Below are 14,199 nucleotides of genomic sequence, written 5' to 3' on the forward strand. Positions count from 1 at the left end.
GGGCTGGGCCAGCACATTCCGCAGCGTGGACGGCACCGCGCCGCGGCGACGCGCCCCTCACCCCGTGACGAAGCAGAACTCGTTGCCCTCCGGGTCCCGCATCACCTGGAAGGAACCCTGCGCGTCGGTGACGAGACCGCCGACGCGGACCGCGCCGAGCGGGGCCACCTCGTCGGCCGCCTCCTCCGGATCGGCCACCTCGACGTCGAGGTGCAGACGGTTCTTCACGGTCTTGCCCTCGGGCACCCGCTGGAAGGCGACGCGGACGAAGCCGGGCGGGTCCACGTACGACCAGTCGGGGCTCCGGTCGACGGGGTCGCCGCCGAGGAGCCCCGCCCAGAAGCGGACCAGGGCGGCCGGGTCGTCGCAGTCGAGGACGAGCTCCTGTACGTGTGCGCGCATCCCCTCACTCTACGGAGGGAGGGGACGCGCGGGAGTGCGTGCGCACGGAGGAGTACGGCCCTGCCCGGGACTCAGGCGCCGGCCGCGCGGCTGAACGCGTCCGCGTCCCACGTGCCGCCGAGGACCGGGGCGAGCCAGCCGGGCGCCGCCGCCCTGAAGGCCGCCGGGTCCAGTGCGCCGGAGCCCTCCGGCACCGCGCCCAGCAGCGGCGCGTCGGCCGCCTCGGGCAGGTCGGCCAGATTGCACCGCGCGGCGAGGTCCGGCTCCGCGGGCCAGCTGCCGACGACGACACCCAGCTGCTCGATGCCGCGCGCCCGCAACGCCTCGCCCGTGAGCGCGGTCGAGTTCAGCGTGCCGAGCCCGGCCGGCACGACCACCAGGACGGGGGCGCCGAGCAGCCGGGCCGTGTCGGCGAGCGTGCCGCCCTCGTCGTCGAAGCGGACGAGCAGGCCGCCCGCGCCCTCGACGAGGACGAGGTCGTGCTCCGCGGCGAGCGCGCGCGCCGCCTCCGCGACCGACTCGGCTCCGACCTGGGGCATCCGCGCACGCCGGGCGGCCGTGCCGGGGGCGAGCGGCTCCGGGTAGCGCGCCAGCTCGGCGGAGGTCTTCGCGCCCGAGAGGCGTACCACCTCGTCCACGTCACCCCGCTCGTCCGGCGCGAGCCCGGTCTGCGCGGGCTTGAGGACCGCGACCGTCCGTCCGGCGGCGACGGCCGCGGCGGCGACGGCCGCCGTGACGACCGTCTTGCCGATCTCCGTCCCCGTCCCGCTGACGACGACGATGCTCATGCTGTTCCTCTCTGTCCGTGTTCTCCGCCGGTGTCCGCCCCCGTGTCGCGGGAGTCCGCGGCCACCGGCGGGCTCAGCCCGCGGTCGCGGCGGCGCGTACCGCCGCGCAGATCCGGGCCAGGTCGGCGTCCTCCGTGACGTACGGCGGCATCGTGTAGATGAGGTCCCGGAACGGGCGCAGCCAGACGCCCTCCCGGACCGCCGCGCGCGTCGCGGCGGCCATGTCGACCTCGTGGTCGAGCTGGACGACGCCGATCGCGCCGAGCACCCGCACGTCGCGGACGCCCGGGAGGGCCTCGGTGCCGGCGAGGCCGTCGCGCAGTCCGGTCTCGATCCGCTTGACCTCCTGGGCCCAGTCCTGGGACAGCAGCAGGTCGATGGAGGCGCAGGCCACGGCCGAGGCGAGCGGGTTGCCCATGAACGTCGGCCCGTGCGCGAGCACCGGCACCTCGCCCTGGGAGATGCCGTCGGCCACTGTGCGGGTGCACAGGGTCGCCGCCATCGACAGGTAACCGCCCGTCAAGGCCTTGCCCAGGCACATGACGTCGGGGGAGACGCCCGCCTGGTCCGCGGCGAACAGCGTGCCCGTGCGGCCGAAGCCGGTGGCGATCTCGTCGAAGACGAGGAGCACGTCGTGCGCGTCGCACGCCTCGCGCAGTACGCGCAGATAGGCGGGGTCGTGGAAGCGCATGCCGCCCGCGCCCTGCACCACCGGCTCCACGATCACCGCGGCCAGCTCGTCGGCGTGCCGCGCGATCGTGGTGCGGAGCAGTTCGGCGTACGACTCCTCGTACGCGACCGGCGGCTCGCCCACGAAGACCTGCCGCTGGAGCACGCCCGACCACAGCTGGTGCATCCCGCCCTCGGGATCGCACACCGACATCGGCTGCCAGGTGTCGCCGTGGTAGCCACCGCGCCAGGTCAGCAGCCGCTGCTTGCCGGTGCGGCCGAGCGAACGCCAGTACTGGAGGCACATCTTGGCCGCGACCTCGACCGCGACGGAACCGGAGTCGCTGAGGAAGACGTGCCGCAGCGGCTCGGGCGTGATCTCGACCAGCCGGGCCGCGAGCCGTACCGCCGGCTCGTGGGTGAGCCCGCCGAACATGACGTGGCTCATCCGGTCGAGCTGGCCGCGCACCGCCTCGTTGAGCACCGGGTGGTTGTAGCCGTGCACAGCCGACCACCACGAGGACATGCCGTCGATCAGCTCCGACCGTCCTTCGGACGGCTCGGCGAGGTGCAGACGCACACCGGACGCGGACGCGACCACGAGCGGCTCCGCACGGCCCGGCATGGGGCCGTACGGATGCCAGACGTGCGCCCGGTCCAGGGCGAGGAGTTCGTCGTTGCGCATCGTCACCCGTTACGCGTTCGGCGCGAGGTCCGTGCCGGCGCCGCGACGGCGGACCGCCACCAGGTCGGTACGGGCGTCAGAGGCGCCGGTGGACACCGCCGCCGGGGTCTCGGCGGGGGCCTCGGTGTGGCCGCCGCAGGGGCCGCAGCCGCCGCCGGCCGCCGCGTCCGCGTGCGAGCCGCAGCCGGCCGCCGCCTCGGAACCGCAGCCGCCCGACGCGGCGTGCGAACCGCAGCCGCCGGCGCCGGACGCCGCGAGGGCGGCGGCGCGGTCGGGGGGCAGCGTGGTGGTGCCCGCGCCCTCCACCTCGAAGCCGGCGTCCGCGATCATGTCGAGGTCGGCCTTGCCGGCCTGGCCCTCGCTGGTGAGGTAGTCGCCGAGGAAGATCGAGTTGGCGATGTTCAGCGCCAGCGGCTGCATCGACCGCAGGTGGACCTCGCGGCCGCCCGCGATCCGGACCTCCACGTCGGGGCAGACGAAGCGGACCATGGCCAGGATCCGCAGGCAGCGCTGCGGGCTGAGGTTCCACTCCTTCGCCAGCGGAGTGCCCTCGAAGGGGATCAGGAAGTTGACCGGCACCGAGTCGGAGTCCAGCTCGCGCAGCGCGAACACCACGTCGACCAGGTCCTCGTCGGTCTCGCCCATGCCCGCGATCAGGCCCGAGCAGGCCGAGAGTCCGGCGGCGTGCGCCTTCTGCACGGTGTCCACCCGGTCCGCGTAGGTGTGGGTGGTGGTGATCTCGCCGTACGTGCCCTCGGAGGTGTTGAGGTTGTGGTTGTACGCGTCGGCGCCGGCCGTCTTCAGCCGCTCGGCCTGACCGTCGGAGAGCAGACCGAGGCAGGCGCACACCTCGACGCCCTCGTTCTGCTCCTTGATCGCCTCGATGGTCCTGCCGACCCGGTCGACGTCCCGGTCGGTCGGGCCGCGGCCGCTCGCCACCAGGCAGACCCGCTTGGCGCCGCCGGCGATGCCGGCCGCGGCGGCCTCGGACGCCTCGTCCGGCTTCAGCCACGTGTACTTGAGGATGTCGGCCTTGGAGCCGAGCCGCTGCGAACAGTACGAGCAGTCCTCCGGGCAGAGTCCCGACTTCAGGTTGACGAGGTAGTTGAGCTTCACCCGCCGTCCGAACCACTGACGGCGCACCTTGCCGGCCGCGGCCACCACATCGAGCAGTTCGTCGTCGGAGGTCGCCAGGACGGCGAGCGCTTCTTCACGGGTCGGCGACTCGCGCCGCAGCCCCTTCTCCACCAGCGTGTTCAGCAGGTCCATAAGGGCTGATCCTTGCCTACGGCACACCCCCCGGCCAAGGAGGATCTGAACAAACGGGCCCGATCGAGGTGTGTGTATGACCACATCCCGACCTCGGCCGCCTGCGGTTAGGGTCTGTGCGCTGCCTACAAAAGGTGCCTACAAAAGGAACGCCGCATGTCCCAGGCCCAGCCGACCCCGCCCGCGCGCCGCACCGCCTTCGACTGGACCGGTGCCGAGGCCCGCCGGAGGGCCGAGGCCGGGCTGGTCCGGACCCTACGGCCGCGCCGGGCCGAGTCCGAGCTGGTGGACCTGGCGGGCAACGACTACCTCGGCCTCACCCGGCACCCGGAGGTCACCGCCGCCGCCGCCGAGGCGGCCCGGCGCTGGGGGGCGGGCGCGACCGGTTCGCGCCTCGTCACCGGTACGACCGAACTGCACGCCACGCTCGAACGCGAACTGGCCGCGTTCTGCGGCTTCGAGGCCGCCCTGGTCTTCTCCTCCGGCTACACCGCCAACCTCGCCGCGCTCACCGCGCTCGGCGGGCCGGGCGCGCTCATCGTGTCCGATGCCGCCAACCACGCCTCGATCGTCGACGGCTGCCGGCTGGCCCGCGCCGAGGCGGCGGTGGTCCCGCACGCCGACCCCGAAGCCGTACGCAAGACGCTGGAGGCGCATCCGGACCGGCGGGCGCTCGCCGTCAGCGACTCCGTCTTCTCCGTCGACGGCGACCGGGCACCGCTGGAGGAACTCGCCGCCGTCTGCCGTGACCACGGCGCCGGGATCGTCGTGGACGACGCGCACGGGTTCGGTGTCCTGGGGGAGGGCGGCCGGGGGGCGCCGTACGGTGCCGGACTCGCCGGTGACGAGGACGTGGTGGCCACCCTCACCCTCTCCAAGTCGCTGGGCAGCCAGGGTGGTGCGGTGCTCGGGCCCGCGCGGGTGATCGAGCACCTCGTCAACGCGGCGCGCACCTTCATCTTCGACACCGGGCTCGCTCCGGCCGCGACCGGTGCGGCGCTCGCGAGCCTCCGCCTGATCGCCGCCGATCCGGGTCTCGCCGGGCGGGCGCGCACGGTCGCTGTCGATCTGCACAGGATGCTCACCGAGGCCGGCTTCACCTCGGCCCGGCCGGACGCCGCCGTGGTGTCGGTGCACGCGCCGGGGCCCGAGGAGGCCCTTCGATGGGCCGCCGACTGCCGCGAACACGGTCTGTCCGTGGGGTGTTTCCGTCCTCCGTCCGTTCCGGACGGGATCTCGCGGCTGCGGCTGACGGCGCGCGCGGACCTCACCGCCGCGGAGATCGCGGCGGCGGTCGCGACGATCGTGCGGACCGCGCCGGCCGGGGCGCGCTGAGCGCCGGTGCCCGCTGAGCCCCGGACATTGTGCGGACGTCCAAGGTCGGCTCGTGGGGCGAGAGTTCACCGCTTCGGGCGACAGAACGGGGCATATATCGGGAGAACGCCCCACCCGGGCACCCGATCGGTGGCAGTCTGACGCGGAGCGCGATCCGGGGCGACGGCCCCGGCGGGAAAGGGACGACGTCGCCATGGCAGATCACCGAGAAGCATCCGTCACCCTGCCGAGCGAACCCGCCTCGGTCGCCGCGGCACGGAGGTTCGTGTCGGAGGTGCTCGGTCGCTGGGGACTGGACGACGGCGCTGACACGGCGGAAGCGGCGGACGCGCTCCGGTTGATGGTGTCGGAGCTGGCGACCAACGCGGTGGTGCACACCTTTGGGCAATCGCCCACCTTCACCGTCGAGCTGCGCCTCGACCGCGAGCAGGTCCTGCGGGTCGGTGTCACGGACAGCCATCCGCGCTTCCCGCGCCGGCTCCCGGCCGCCGTCCAGCAGGACAACGGGCGCGGCATGGTGATCATCCGGGTGCTCGCGGCGGAGGCGGGCGGACGGCTCTCCTTCACGCCGACCGACGAGGGCGGAAAGACCGTGTGGATCACGCTGCCGTGGGTCGCCGCCACGAGGGCCGACGTCGTGCCCGCCTGCTGAACGCCGTGTCGGCGCCGTTCATTCGGCGTGCATCGCGGTCGAGGGCCACGCGCCGCCGGCGAAGTGGCGCGCCCAGTAGTACGGATTGACGTCCGCGAGCCTGCGGGAGAGCCAGCGGGTCGGGTCCTCGGGGTCGGGGACGCCGACCTCGACGTCGGGCCCCCAGAGCGCGAGCCGTTCCTGGCAGATCCCGCACGGCGGCAGGATGACGTACCGGCCGTCCTCCGGGTCGCGGAAGACGCACACGGAGGCGGTCACCCTCCGGTCGAGGGTGTACGCCTGGCAGTACGCGCCGGTCTCCTGGCAGAGGCTGACGCTCGCGTGGATGTTGTCGAAGCCGACGCTGGTCAGGATCCGCCCGTCGTCGAGGCGGACGGCGGCGGCCCCTCCGGGCTCGTCGGCGGGCCAGCGGCGGTCCAGCTGGGCGATGGCGGCGTCGACGAGGGCTTGGTCAAGTGTCATCGCCGCATCCTAGGAAGGGCCGGGGTGATTGCGCACGGCCTTGGGCAGGGCCGGGTGTTTGCGCACCGCCTGGGTGGGGCGGGGTGATCGCGCACCGCCTCGGGTGGGTGGGGCAGGGCGATTGCACAGTGCCTCGGGTGAGGCGGGGGAGAGGGGTACGGCGCCTGCGGGAGGGTGCGGCGGCGCCACCGCACCCGGGGACACGACCGCAGGCGCCGTCGGGTCAGCGCACGCGACCGTAGTAGACCTTGGAGCTCCAGATCCGGTCGAGCTTCACCCAGGATCCCGTCTTGGGCGAATGCCAGATCTTGCCGCTGCCGGCGTAGATCCCCACGTGGTAGACCCTGCCGCCCGAGTGGAAGAAGACCAGGTCGCCCTTCTGGCGGCTGGAGGCGGAGATGTGCCGGGTCTTGTTGTACTGCTGCTGCGCGGTGCGGGGCAGCGACTTGCCCGCCTTCTTGTACGCGTAGAGCGTCAGTCCGGAGCAGTCGAAGCGGGTGGGACCCGCCGCGCCGTATCCGTAGGGCGCGCCCTTCTTGGACGCGGCGACGCCCAGTGCCTTCGTCGCGTATGAGGTGGCCGCCTGGGCCTCTGGTGCCGCTCCCGGGGCGAGGAGCGTGCCGCCGACGGCGGCGAGGGTGAGAGCCGAGACGGCTCCGGCCCGGGACAGCAGGGACGGGACATGCATCTGCGCAGTCATGCGCAACCCTTCGTCAGCCGCCTGTGAAGGATGACCTGTCGGGTTCGGGCAGGCGAAGATGCCCGGCCGCGGCTGCGGCTTCACCCCAAGGGACGGCCGCGCTGGGGAATCAGCGCGGTCGACCCGTACTGCTCGGGTCCTCCACTCCTGCCGGTCCAATCCTGTCGACCAGACGTCCGGGACGGCGGCAGGACTCGGCGTCCGCCCGGACCGCCCCGCCTGGATGGCGGGGGCTTGTCGTCGTCGAGGATCTTGACCCACGGTTCGGGCGAAAACCGAGCGGAAACGGCGTTATGTGAGGCTCCTCACGACTGATCCATACGGGTGGACAAGAGGGTTTCGTGATCGTCGTAGGTTTGGGCGACGAGCCTCGTACCAGCGCCGGAATGTCCTATTCCGCCAAATGCGTACACCTGTTGCGCAACTCGCACGCCGCAACTGTCGATCCCTCGAATACGCCGAACGGGGGACGGTTTCTGCGTCTCGTGTCGGCCGTCCGGGGCTGGACACGACACGTCGGAATGTCAACTCGCCCGTGTTCCCGGCACGGTGACGCGGGCTGCTCGCCGCTCGCCGTCCAACACCCGCAGCGCGCACGCCAATGTCTCGGCGTGGACCTCGCTCTCGCCCCGCATGTGCATGAGCGTCAGGGCCTCGCGCAGCGCGTCCACGCGGCCGACCAGCGCCTGCGCGGCGCGCAGGGCGCCATAGGTATGCGAACCCCTGGATGGATTGATCTTCCCCAGAAGGTCGACGACTTCGAGGTACGCGTCGATGAACTGCCCCTCGGCACGCGTCAGGGCGGGCAGCGGCGGAAGCTCCGGCACCATCGCGGGCTCACCGGGCCGAGGCGGCGGAGGCGGCCCGCCTGTCGCTGACGATGTGGTCGACCAGGCCGTACGCCTGCGCGGCCGGCGCGTCCAGGACGGTCAGGCGGTCGGTGTCGGCGGCGATCCCCGCCGCGTCCCGGCCGGTGTACGAGGCGAGGAGCTCCGTCATGACGGCGCGCATGCGCAGCAGTTCGTGCGCCTGGAGGTCCAGGTCGGAGAGCTGCCCGTTGAGGGGTTCGTCGAGCACCGGCTGGCGCAGGGTGACCCGGGCGCCGGGCAGCATCAGGCGCTTGCCGGGCGCGCCGGCGGCGAGGAGGACCGCCGCCGTGGAGCCCGCCTGCCCGAGGCAGGTCGTCTCCACGTCGCTCGCCAGGCTGCGCATCGTGTCGTGGATCGCGGTCATGGCGGTGATCGAGCCGCCGGGGGAGTTGAGGTACAGGGCGATGTCCCGACCCGGATCCGCGTGGTCGAGGTACAGGAGCTGGGCGATCACGTCGCTCGCCGCGATGTCGTCGACCGTCGTGCCGAGGAAGACGATCCGGTTCTCCAGGAGCTTGGCGTACGGATCCAGGGTCCGGGTGCCGTACGGGGTCCGTTCCGAGAACTCCGGCAGAACGTGGCGTGCGTCCATCAGGAGCACCTCCTTCTGTAAAAAATGTACAGGACGTACAGACCGTAAGATGAGGAGCATGACCTACGAGATCCCGGTGACGCAAGCGCGGGCGGAGCTCGCCGACCTCATCAACCGCGTGGTGTACGGCGACGAGCGCGTGGTCGTGACCCGCCACGGGAAGCCGCTCGTGGCCCTGGTCTCCGCCGCTGACCTGGAACGACTGGAGAAGCTGGAGGCCGAGGCGCCGGAGGAGGCCGAAGAGCTGGTCATCACCTCGCTGTCCGGAGTGTCCGGTCCGGGCGTTCTGGGTTCCGCCACCGGTGAACAGCGCCGCTTCGGCATCGCCGCCCACCACCGCGAGCCCGGCACCGGCTGACCCGGCGGGGCGAGCCCTGGACCGCGCCCCCGGATCGCACTCTCTGGATCGCGCCCCCGGTGTCGTGACCCCTTGCTCGCGACCCCGTGTATACGGAAGCCGCGTGCCCCCGTCCGCTACAGCGGGGGCACGCGGCTGTCTGTGGGGTGCGGCGATCAGCCGGTCGAAGCCGAAGCCGAAGCCGAAGCCGAAGCCGAAGCCGAAGCCGAAGCCGGAGTGCCGGACGCGGACGCCGCGGCCGGTACGGGCTCCGCCGCCGTCCGGCCCCGCCGTCCGCCCAGGGTCACGGCCGTGAGCCCCGCGGCCGCCCAGAGGGAGAGGACCAGGACGGGACCGCCCGCCGCTGCCCCGTCAAAGTAGGCGACGGACCGGAGGGCCTGGCCGCCCGCGCCCGGCGGCAGCCACTGGCCGAGGAGGCCGATGCCGGTCGGCAGGAGTTCCGGCGCGCTGCTCATGCCGGAGAAGGCGTTGCCCGCGAGCACGGTGAGGACGGCCGCGAGGCCGAGGCCCGGCTTGCCGAGCAGGGTGGCGAGCCCCGAGAAGGTGGCGCCGATGGCGAGCACGGTGAGGGCGAACACGCCGGCCTCCGCCCACCAGTTCCCGGTCAGGGCGCCGAGCCAGCTGTGGGTGAGGGCCGCGCCCGCGAGTCCGGCGAGGGCCGAGGCGCCGGCGAGGGCCGTCGCGGCGCGCGTCCCGCGCAGTCCGAGGAAGAGGGCGGCCACGCCCGTCGCGGCGCCCGCGACGGCGAGCGGCAGCAGGCCGGCGCCGAGCACGCTGCCGCGCGGATCCGCCGTGGGCGGGGCGACGACGTCGGCGACCGGGTCGGTCCTGCCCTCGGCGGCGGCGCCGGCGGTGACCGCCTCGCGGAGAAGGCCGGCGACGACCGGGCTGCCGGCGGACGCGGTCAGCAGTTCCGGTCCGGCCGGGGTGACGACGACCGCGCCGTAGATCTCACGGGCCTCGACGGCGGAGCGCGCGGCGGCGGCGTCCTCGTACCGGTGGATCTCGAAGGCGCCCTCGTGCCGGCCGAGCTCGCGGGCCAGCCCGTCGGCGGCCGCCGCGGGGCCCGCGATCCCGACGGGGAGGTCGCGCGGGGCGGTACGGGCGGCGGGCCAGGCGAAGGTCCACAGGAGAAGGGCGGCGAGCACGGGGACGAGCAGGATCACCGCGAGGGTCGTGCGCCCCGCGGTGGGGGCGGCGGCGGAGGGCATGGCGGCCTCGATTCGATGCGCGGGACGGGAACGGGCGGGCGGAACCGCCCCCCAGGGCCGGTCCGATCCATGGAGCAGGTGCGATCCATGGAGAAGGAGCGATCCATGGAGAAGGAGCGGCCCGGGGAAGGTGCGATCCAGGTGGAGCGCGATCTGAAGAGTCAAAGAGAAGGATCGTTCGTTTTACCTGAGGCCCACTGTCCGCCGAGGTGGGGAAGTTGTCAAGAATGAATATTCGTTTTAGGTTCGTGGCATGGCCCGTGTCTCCCAGGAACACCTCGACGCCCGCCGCCGCCAGATCCTCGACGGCGCCGCCCGCTGCTTCGCCCGGAACGGCTTCCACGCCACGTCGATGCAGGACGTGCTCGCCGAGGCGGGGCTCTCCGCCGGTGCGGTGTACCGCTACTTCCGCAGCAAGGACGAGCTCATCCAGGCCATCGCGGAGGAGACCTTCTCGAGCGTCCGCACCGCCTTCGTCGAGGCGGCCGCGTCCACCCCGCCGCCGACCCCCGACGTCCTCGTGGCCCGCGTCGTGACGATCGTCCTGGAGGAGCGGATCAGCGGGGCCGACCGGCACGCGTTCGCCCGGCTGATCGTCCAGGTGTGGGCCGAGACCCTCCGGGACGAGGCCCTGGCGAAGGCCCTCGCGCAGGGCTTCGACGCGATGCGGGCGCTCTGGTCCGAACTCTTCGACGCCTACCGCGCGAGCGGCGTGCTCACGGCGGACGTCTCCTCCGAGGTGATGGCCCGCACCCTCATCGCCGCGGTCCAGGGGTTCATCGCCCAGCAGGCGCTCTTCGGGGACGTCGAGATCGAGGTTCTCGGCGAGGGGCTCCGGGGTCTCATGTCGATGAACGCCGGCGCCCAGGAGGGACCCTCCCCGGCGGTCCGATGATCATGAGATCGCAAAGCCGGAGTTAACGCGCCGGAAAAACTTCCGCCCTAACGTGCAATGTCCGGCCGTCCACCGCATCTCCGCTGTTCAACAGAGTGTTGACGGTCGGTAGGGTCCGCAGCTGACCGGGTGCGGCCCGGTGGACGACTGTGAGGTGGAAGAGTGCAACTGAGCCCGCACGAGCAGGAACGCCTGCTCATTCATGTGGCCGCCGACGTGGCGGAGAAGCGTCGCGCCCGCGGGGTGAGGCTCAACCACCCCGAGGCCGTCGCCCTCATCACGGCGCACATCCTGGAGGGCGCGCGCGACGGGCGCACCGTCGCCGAGCTCATGGCCTCCGGGCGCAAGGTGCTCTCCCGCGACGACGTCATGGACGGCATCCCCGAGATGATCCACGACGTCCAGGTCGAGGCCACCTTCCCGGACGGCACCAAGCTCGTCACCGTCCACGACCCGATCGTCTGACGGGGGCCGGCGCCGATGATCCCCGGAGAGATCCTGTACGGGGACGGGCCGGTGTCCCTCAACGAGGGCCGCCCCGTCACCCGCCTCACCGTCCTGAACGCAGCCGACCGGCCCGTCCAGGTCGGCTCCCACTACCACTTCGCCGAGGTCAACCCCGGCCTCGACTTCGACCGCGCGGCCGCGCGCGGTCTGCGGCTGCACATCGCCGCCGGCACCGCCGTGCGCTTCGAGCCGGGCATCCCCGTCGAGGTCGAACTCGTGCCGATCGCCGGCCACCGGATCGTCCCCGGCCTCCGCGGCGAGACCGCCGGCCCGCTGGACACCCCGCCCCCGACCGGCCCGCTGGAAACCTCGACCGCGTCCGCGCCGTCGAGCACCCCCACCGAGCCCGGCCCGTCGAGCACCCCCGCCCCGACCGCCCGCCCCGACGCCGCGGCCCCGAACGGAGATCCCCGTGCCTGACCTCCACCGTGCCGTGTACGCCGACCTGTTCGGCCCCACCACCGGCGACCGCGTCCGGCTCGCCGACACCGACCTGCTGGTGGAGATCGAGGAGGACCGCTCCGGCGGGCCCGGCCGGGCCGGCGAGGAGGCCGTCTTCGGCGGCGGCAAGGTCATCCGCGAGTCGATGGGGCAGGCCCGCACCACACGTGCCGAAGGCGCCCCCGACACCGTGATCACCGGTGCGCTGGTCATCGACCACTGGGGGATCGTCAAGGCCGACATCGGCATCCGCGACGGCCGGATCACGGCGCTCGGCAAGGCCGGCAACCCCGACACCATGGACGGGGTGCACCCCGGGCTCGTCATCGGGCCGGAGACCGAGGTGATCGTCGGCAACGGCCGGATCGTCACCGCCGGCGGCGTCGACACCCACATCCACTTCATCTCGCCGACCGTCGTCGAGCAGGCCCTCGCCACCGGCATCACCACCCTCGTCGGCGGCGGCACCGGCCCCGCCGAGGGCACCAAGGCCACCACCGTCACCCCGGGGCCCTGGCACATGGCCCGGATGTTCGAGGCCCTGGACACCTTCCCCGTCAACATCGGCCTCCTCGGCAAGGGCAACACCATGTCCCGCGAGGCCATGCACTCCCAGCTGCGCGGCGGCGCCCTCGGCTTCAAGATCCACGAGGACTGGGGGGCCACCCCCGCCGTCATCGACGCCTGCCTCGACGTCTGCGAGGAGACCGGCGTCCAGCTGGCCATCCACACCGACACCCTCAACGAGGCCGGGTTCGTCGGCGACACCCTCGCCGCCATCGCGGGCCGGACCATCCACGCGTACCACACCGAGGGAGCGGGCGGCGGGCACGCACCGGACATCATCACCGCGGTCTCCGAGCCGTACGTGCTGCCCAGCTCGACCAACCCGACCCGGCCGCACACCGTCAACACCATCGAGGAACACCTCGACATGCTGATGGTCTGCCACCACCTCAACCCCGCCGTCCCCGAGGACCTGGCCTTCGCCGAGTCCCGGATCCGGCCCTCCACCATCGCCGCCGAGGACGTCCTCCACGACCTCGGCGCGATCTCGATCATCTCCTCCGACTCCCAGGCCATGGGCCGCGTCGGCGAGGTGATCCTGCGGACCTGGCAGACCGCCCACGTCATGAAGAAGCGGCGCGGCGCGCTCCCGGGGGACGGCCGGGCCGACAACCACCGGGTGCGCCGCTACGTCGCCAAGTACACGATCAACCCGGCCGTCGCCCAGGGCATGGACCACCTCATCGGGTCCGTCGAGCCGGGCAAGCTCGCCGACCTGGTCCTCTGGGAGCCGGCCTTCTTCGGCGTGAAGCCGCTCGTGGTCCTCAAGGGCGGGCAGATCGCGTACGCCCAGATGGGTGACGCCAATGCCTCCATCCCCACGCCCCAACCGGTGCTGCCGAGGCCGATGTTCGGCGCCCTGGGCAGGGCGGCCGCGGCCGGCTCCGTCAACTTCACCGCCGAGGCGGCGATCGAGGACGACCTGCCGCGGCGGCTCGGTCTGGCCAAGGAGTTCACCCCGATCCGCTCCACCCGCCGCGTCACCAAGGCGGACATGCGGGAGAACGACGCCCTGCCGCGCGTCGAGGTCGACGCCGACACCTTCACCGTCACCATCGACGGCGAGGCGGTCGAACCGGCGCCCGCCGCGGAACTGCCCATGGCCCAGCGTTACTTCCTCTTCTGATGACGCGCTCCGCACTGCTCGTGCTCGCCGACGGGCGCTTCCCCGCCGGTGGGCACGCGCACTCCGGCGGCGCCGAGGCCGCCGTCAAGGCGGGCCGGATCCGGGACGCCGCCGGACTGGAAGCCTTCTGCCTTGGGCGTCTGCACACCACCGGGCTCACCGCGGCCGGCCTCGCGGCCGCCGCGGCCCTCGGCCACGACCCGTACGAGCTCGACGCGGCCGCCGACGCCCGCACCCCCTCACCCGCCCTCCGCGCCGCCTCCCGGCGGCTCGGTCGCCAGCTGATGCGGGCCGCCCGCGCCACCTGGCCGGGCCCAGGACTCGACGCGCTCGCCGCCGCGTTCCCGCGCGGCGCGCACCAGCCCGTCGTCCTCGGCGCCACCGCGCGGGCCGCCGGCCGCGGCCCCGAGGACGCCGCGCACTGCGCCGCGTACGAGACGGCCGGCGGTCCGGCGACCGCGACCGTACGCCTCCTGGGCCTCGACCCGTACCAGGCGACCGCCGTCCTCGCGCGGCTCGCCCCCGTGATGGACGAGGTCGCGGCCCGGGCGACCGCCGCCGCGCGCGAGGGCGTCGACGCCCTGCCCGCCGCCTCCGCGCCGCTCCTCGACATCACCGCCGAACAGCACGCGGCCTGGCCCGTCCGCCTCTTCGCCTCGTAACACTGGAGT

16 protein-coding genes and 1 pseudogene are annotated in these 14,199 nt (G+C 73.1%); 8 read left to right on the forward strand and 9 right to left on the reverse strand.

The features are described 5' to 3' along the window. Nucleotides 1–57: 57 nt before the first annotated feature. The 4 genes from IE321_RS08415 to bioB form a co-directional block, all read right to left on the reverse strand. A complete protein-coding gene (locus IE321_RS08415) occupies nucleotides 58–402 on the reverse strand; it encodes a VOC family protein (protein WP_043223388.1) in 345 nt (114 codons plus the stop codon). A 71-nt stretch (nucleotides 403–473) separates the two neighbouring features. Beyond that, nucleotides 474–1,190 carry a dethiobiotin synthase gene (gene bioD / locus IE321_RS08420; protein ID WP_190222344.1) on the reverse strand — a complete coding sequence of 239 codons (717 nt, stop codon included), beginning with the start codon at nucleotides 1,188–1,190 and terminating at the stop codon, nucleotides 474–476. Between the two features lie 73 nt (nucleotides 1,191–1,263). Then, complete coding sequence (locus IE321_RS08425; RefSeq protein WP_190222345.1) at nucleotides 1,264–2,544, reverse strand: adenosylmethionine--8-amino-7-oxononanoate transaminase; 1,281 nt, start codon at nucleotides 2,542–2,544, stop codon at nucleotides 1,264–1,266. A 9-nt stretch (nucleotides 2,545–2,553) separates the two neighbouring features. Then, nucleotides 2,554–3,813: a biotin synthase BioB gene (gene bioB / locus IE321_RS08430; RefSeq protein ID WP_190222346.1), complete on the reverse strand. Its 1,260-nt coding sequence runs from the start codon at nucleotides 3,811–3,813 to the stop codon at nucleotides 2,554–2,556. 156 nt (nucleotides 3,814–3,969) lie between these two features. Here bioB and IE321_RS08435 point away from each other — a divergent pair, with 156 nt between their 5' ends. Together IE321_RS08435 and IE321_RS08440 are read left to right on the forward strand one after the other, a co-directional pair. Continuing rightward, nucleotides 3,970–5,148: an 8-amino-7-oxononanoate synthase gene (locus tag IE321_RS08435; protein WP_190222347.1), complete on the forward strand. Its 1,179-nt coding sequence runs from the start codon at nucleotides 3,970–3,972 to the stop codon at nucleotides 5,146–5,148. Between the two features lie 193 nt (nucleotides 5,149–5,341). After that, a complete protein-coding gene (locus tag IE321_RS08440) occupies nucleotides 5,342–5,800 on the forward strand; it encodes an ATP-binding protein (protein ID WP_043223393.1) in 459 nt (152 codons plus the stop codon). A gap of 18 nt (nucleotides 5,801–5,818) precedes the next feature. On the opposite strand, the gene IE321_RS08445 is transcribed toward IE321_RS08440, so the two are convergent. From IE321_RS08445 to IE321_RS08460, 4 genes are all read right to left on the reverse strand, one after another. Further along, complete coding sequence (locus IE321_RS08445) at nucleotides 5,819–6,262, reverse strand: cytidine deaminase (RefSeq protein ID WP_190222348.1); 444 nt, start codon at nucleotides 6,260–6,262, stop codon at nucleotides 5,819–5,821. A 223-nt stretch (nucleotides 6,263–6,485) separates the two neighbouring features. Further along, nucleotides 6,486–6,962: a C40 family peptidase gene (locus tag IE321_RS08450; protein ID WP_043223395.1), complete on the reverse strand. Its 477-nt coding sequence runs from the start codon at nucleotides 6,960–6,962 to the stop codon at nucleotides 6,486–6,488. A gap of 524 nt (nucleotides 6,963–7,486) precedes the next feature. Continuing rightward, nucleotides 7,487–7,792, reverse strand: a complete 306-nt coding sequence (locus IE321_RS08455) for a hypothetical protein (protein ID WP_043223396.1) — start codon at nucleotides 7,790–7,792, stop codon at nucleotides 7,487–7,489. 7 nt (nucleotides 7,793–7,799) lie between these two features. After that, nucleotides 7,800–8,423: an ATP-dependent Clp protease proteolytic subunit gene (locus tag IE321_RS08460; protein ID WP_190222349.1), complete on the reverse strand. Its 624-nt coding sequence runs from the start codon at nucleotides 8,421–8,423 to the stop codon at nucleotides 7,800–7,802. A 58-nt stretch (nucleotides 8,424–8,481) separates the two neighbouring features. Here IE321_RS08460 and IE321_RS08465 point away from each other — a divergent pair, with 58 nt between their 5' ends. Continuing rightward, the gene (locus tag IE321_RS08465; protein WP_190222350.1) at nucleotides 8,482–8,781 is read left to right on the forward strand and encodes a type II toxin-antitoxin system Phd/YefM family antitoxin; all 300 of its coding nucleotides are present in this window, start codon (nucleotides 8,482–8,484) and stop codon (nucleotides 8,779–8,781) included. Between the two features lie 155 nt (nucleotides 8,782–8,936). Here the strand turns inward: IE321_RS08465 and IE321_RS08470 are convergent, their stop codons facing one another. Beyond that, the gene (locus tag IE321_RS08470) at nucleotides 8,937–9,992 is read right to left on the reverse strand and encodes an ABC transporter permease (protein WP_190222351.1); all 1,056 of its coding nucleotides are present in this window, start codon (nucleotides 9,990–9,992) and stop codon (nucleotides 8,937–8,939) included. 253 nt (nucleotides 9,993–10,245) lie between these two features. Here IE321_RS08470 and IE321_RS08475 point away from each other — a divergent pair, with 253 nt between their 5' ends. From IE321_RS08475 to IE321_RS08495, 5 genes and pseudogenes are all read left to right on the forward strand, one after another. Continuing rightward, nucleotides 10,246–10,887 (forward strand): TetR/AcrR family transcriptional regulator, encoded by a 642-nt coding sequence (locus tag IE321_RS08475; protein ID WP_190222352.1) that lies wholly within the window; start codon nucleotides 10,246–10,248, stop codon nucleotides 10,885–10,887. Nucleotides 10,888–11,049: 162 nt separating this feature from the next. After that, the gene (locus IE321_RS08480) at nucleotides 11,050–11,352 is read left to right on the forward strand and encodes an urease subunit gamma (protein WP_030746741.1); all 303 of its coding nucleotides are present in this window, start codon (nucleotides 11,050–11,052) and stop codon (nucleotides 11,350–11,352) included. Nucleotides 11,353–11,367: 15 nt separating this feature from the next. Beyond that, nucleotides 11,368–11,673 (forward strand): annotated as a pseudogene (locus IE321_RS08485) (urease subunit beta); the annotation flags it as partial. A gap of 133 nt (nucleotides 11,674–11,806) precedes the next feature. Then, on the forward strand, nucleotides 11,807–13,528 hold the full coding sequence (locus tag IE321_RS08490) for an urease subunit alpha (RefSeq protein WP_190222354.1): 1,722 nt from the start codon (nucleotides 11,807–11,809) through the stop codon (nucleotides 13,526–13,528). After that, entirely contained in the window at nucleotides 13,528–14,190 is a 663-nt protein-coding gene (locus IE321_RS08495; RefSeq protein WP_190222355.1) for an urease accessory protein UreF, read from the forward strand. Before IE321_RS08490 ends, IE321_RS08495 begins: the two co-directional genes overlap by 1 nt. Nucleotides 14,191–14,199: the final 9 nt, after the last annotated feature.

Origin of the sequence: Streptomyces hydrogenans (assembly GCF_014656075.1) — a bacterium.
Lineage (GTDB): Bacteria > Actinomycetota > Actinomycetes > Streptomycetales > Streptomycetaceae > Streptomyces > Streptomyces hydrogenans.

Bases quoted from the DNA above. Each gene is read 5' to 3' on its own strand.
- IE321_RS08415 (WP_043223388.1), bottom strand. From the start codon at position 402: ATGCGCGCACACGTACAGGAGCTCGTCCTCGACTGCGACGACCCGGCC.
- bioD (WP_190222344.1), bottom strand. From the start codon at position 1,190: ATGAGCATCGTCGTCGTCAGCGGGACGGGGACGGAGATCGGCAAGACG.
- IE321_RS08425 (WP_190222345.1), bottom strand. From the start codon at position 2,544: ATGCGCAACGACGAACTCCTCGCCCTGGACCGGGCGCACGTCTGGCAT.
- bioB (WP_190222346.1), bottom strand. From the start codon at position 3,813: ATGGACCTGCTGAACACGCTGGTGGAGAAGGGGCTGCGGCGCGAGTCG.
- IE321_RS08435 (WP_190222347.1), top strand. From the start codon at position 3,970: ATGTCCCAGGCCCAGCCGACCCCGCCCGCGCGCCGCACCGCCTTCGAC.
- IE321_RS08440 (WP_043223393.1), top strand. From the start codon at position 5,342: ATGGCAGATCACCGAGAAGCATCCGTCACCCTGCCGAGCGAACCCGCC.
- IE321_RS08445 (WP_190222348.1), bottom strand. From the start codon at position 6,262: ATGACACTTGACCAAGCCCTCGTCGACGCCGCCATCGCCCAGCTGGAC.
- IE321_RS08450 (WP_043223395.1), bottom strand. From the start codon at position 6,962: ATGACTGCGCAGATGCATGTCCCGTCCCTGCTGTCCCGGGCCGGAGCC.
- IE321_RS08455 (WP_043223396.1), bottom strand. From the start codon at position 7,792: ATGGTGCCGGAGCTTCCGCCGCTGCCCGCCCTGACGCGTGCCGAGGGG.
- IE321_RS08460 (WP_190222349.1), bottom strand. From the start codon at position 8,423: ATGGACGCACGCCACGTTCTGCCGGAGTTCTCGGAACGGACCCCGTAC.
- IE321_RS08465 (WP_190222350.1), top strand. From the start codon at position 8,482: ATGACCTACGAGATCCCGGTGACGCAAGCGCGGGCGGAGCTCGCCGAC.
- IE321_RS08470 (WP_190222351.1), bottom strand. From the start codon at position 9,992: ATGCCCTCCGCCGCCGCCCCCACCGCGGGGCGCACGACCCTCGCGGTG.
- IE321_RS08475 (WP_190222352.1), top strand. From the start codon at position 10,246: ATGGCCCGTGTCTCCCAGGAACACCTCGACGCCCGCCGCCGCCAGATC.
- IE321_RS08495 (WP_190222355.1), top strand. From the start codon at position 13,528: ATGACGCGCTCCGCACTGCTCGTGCTCGCCGACGGGCGCTTCCCCGCC.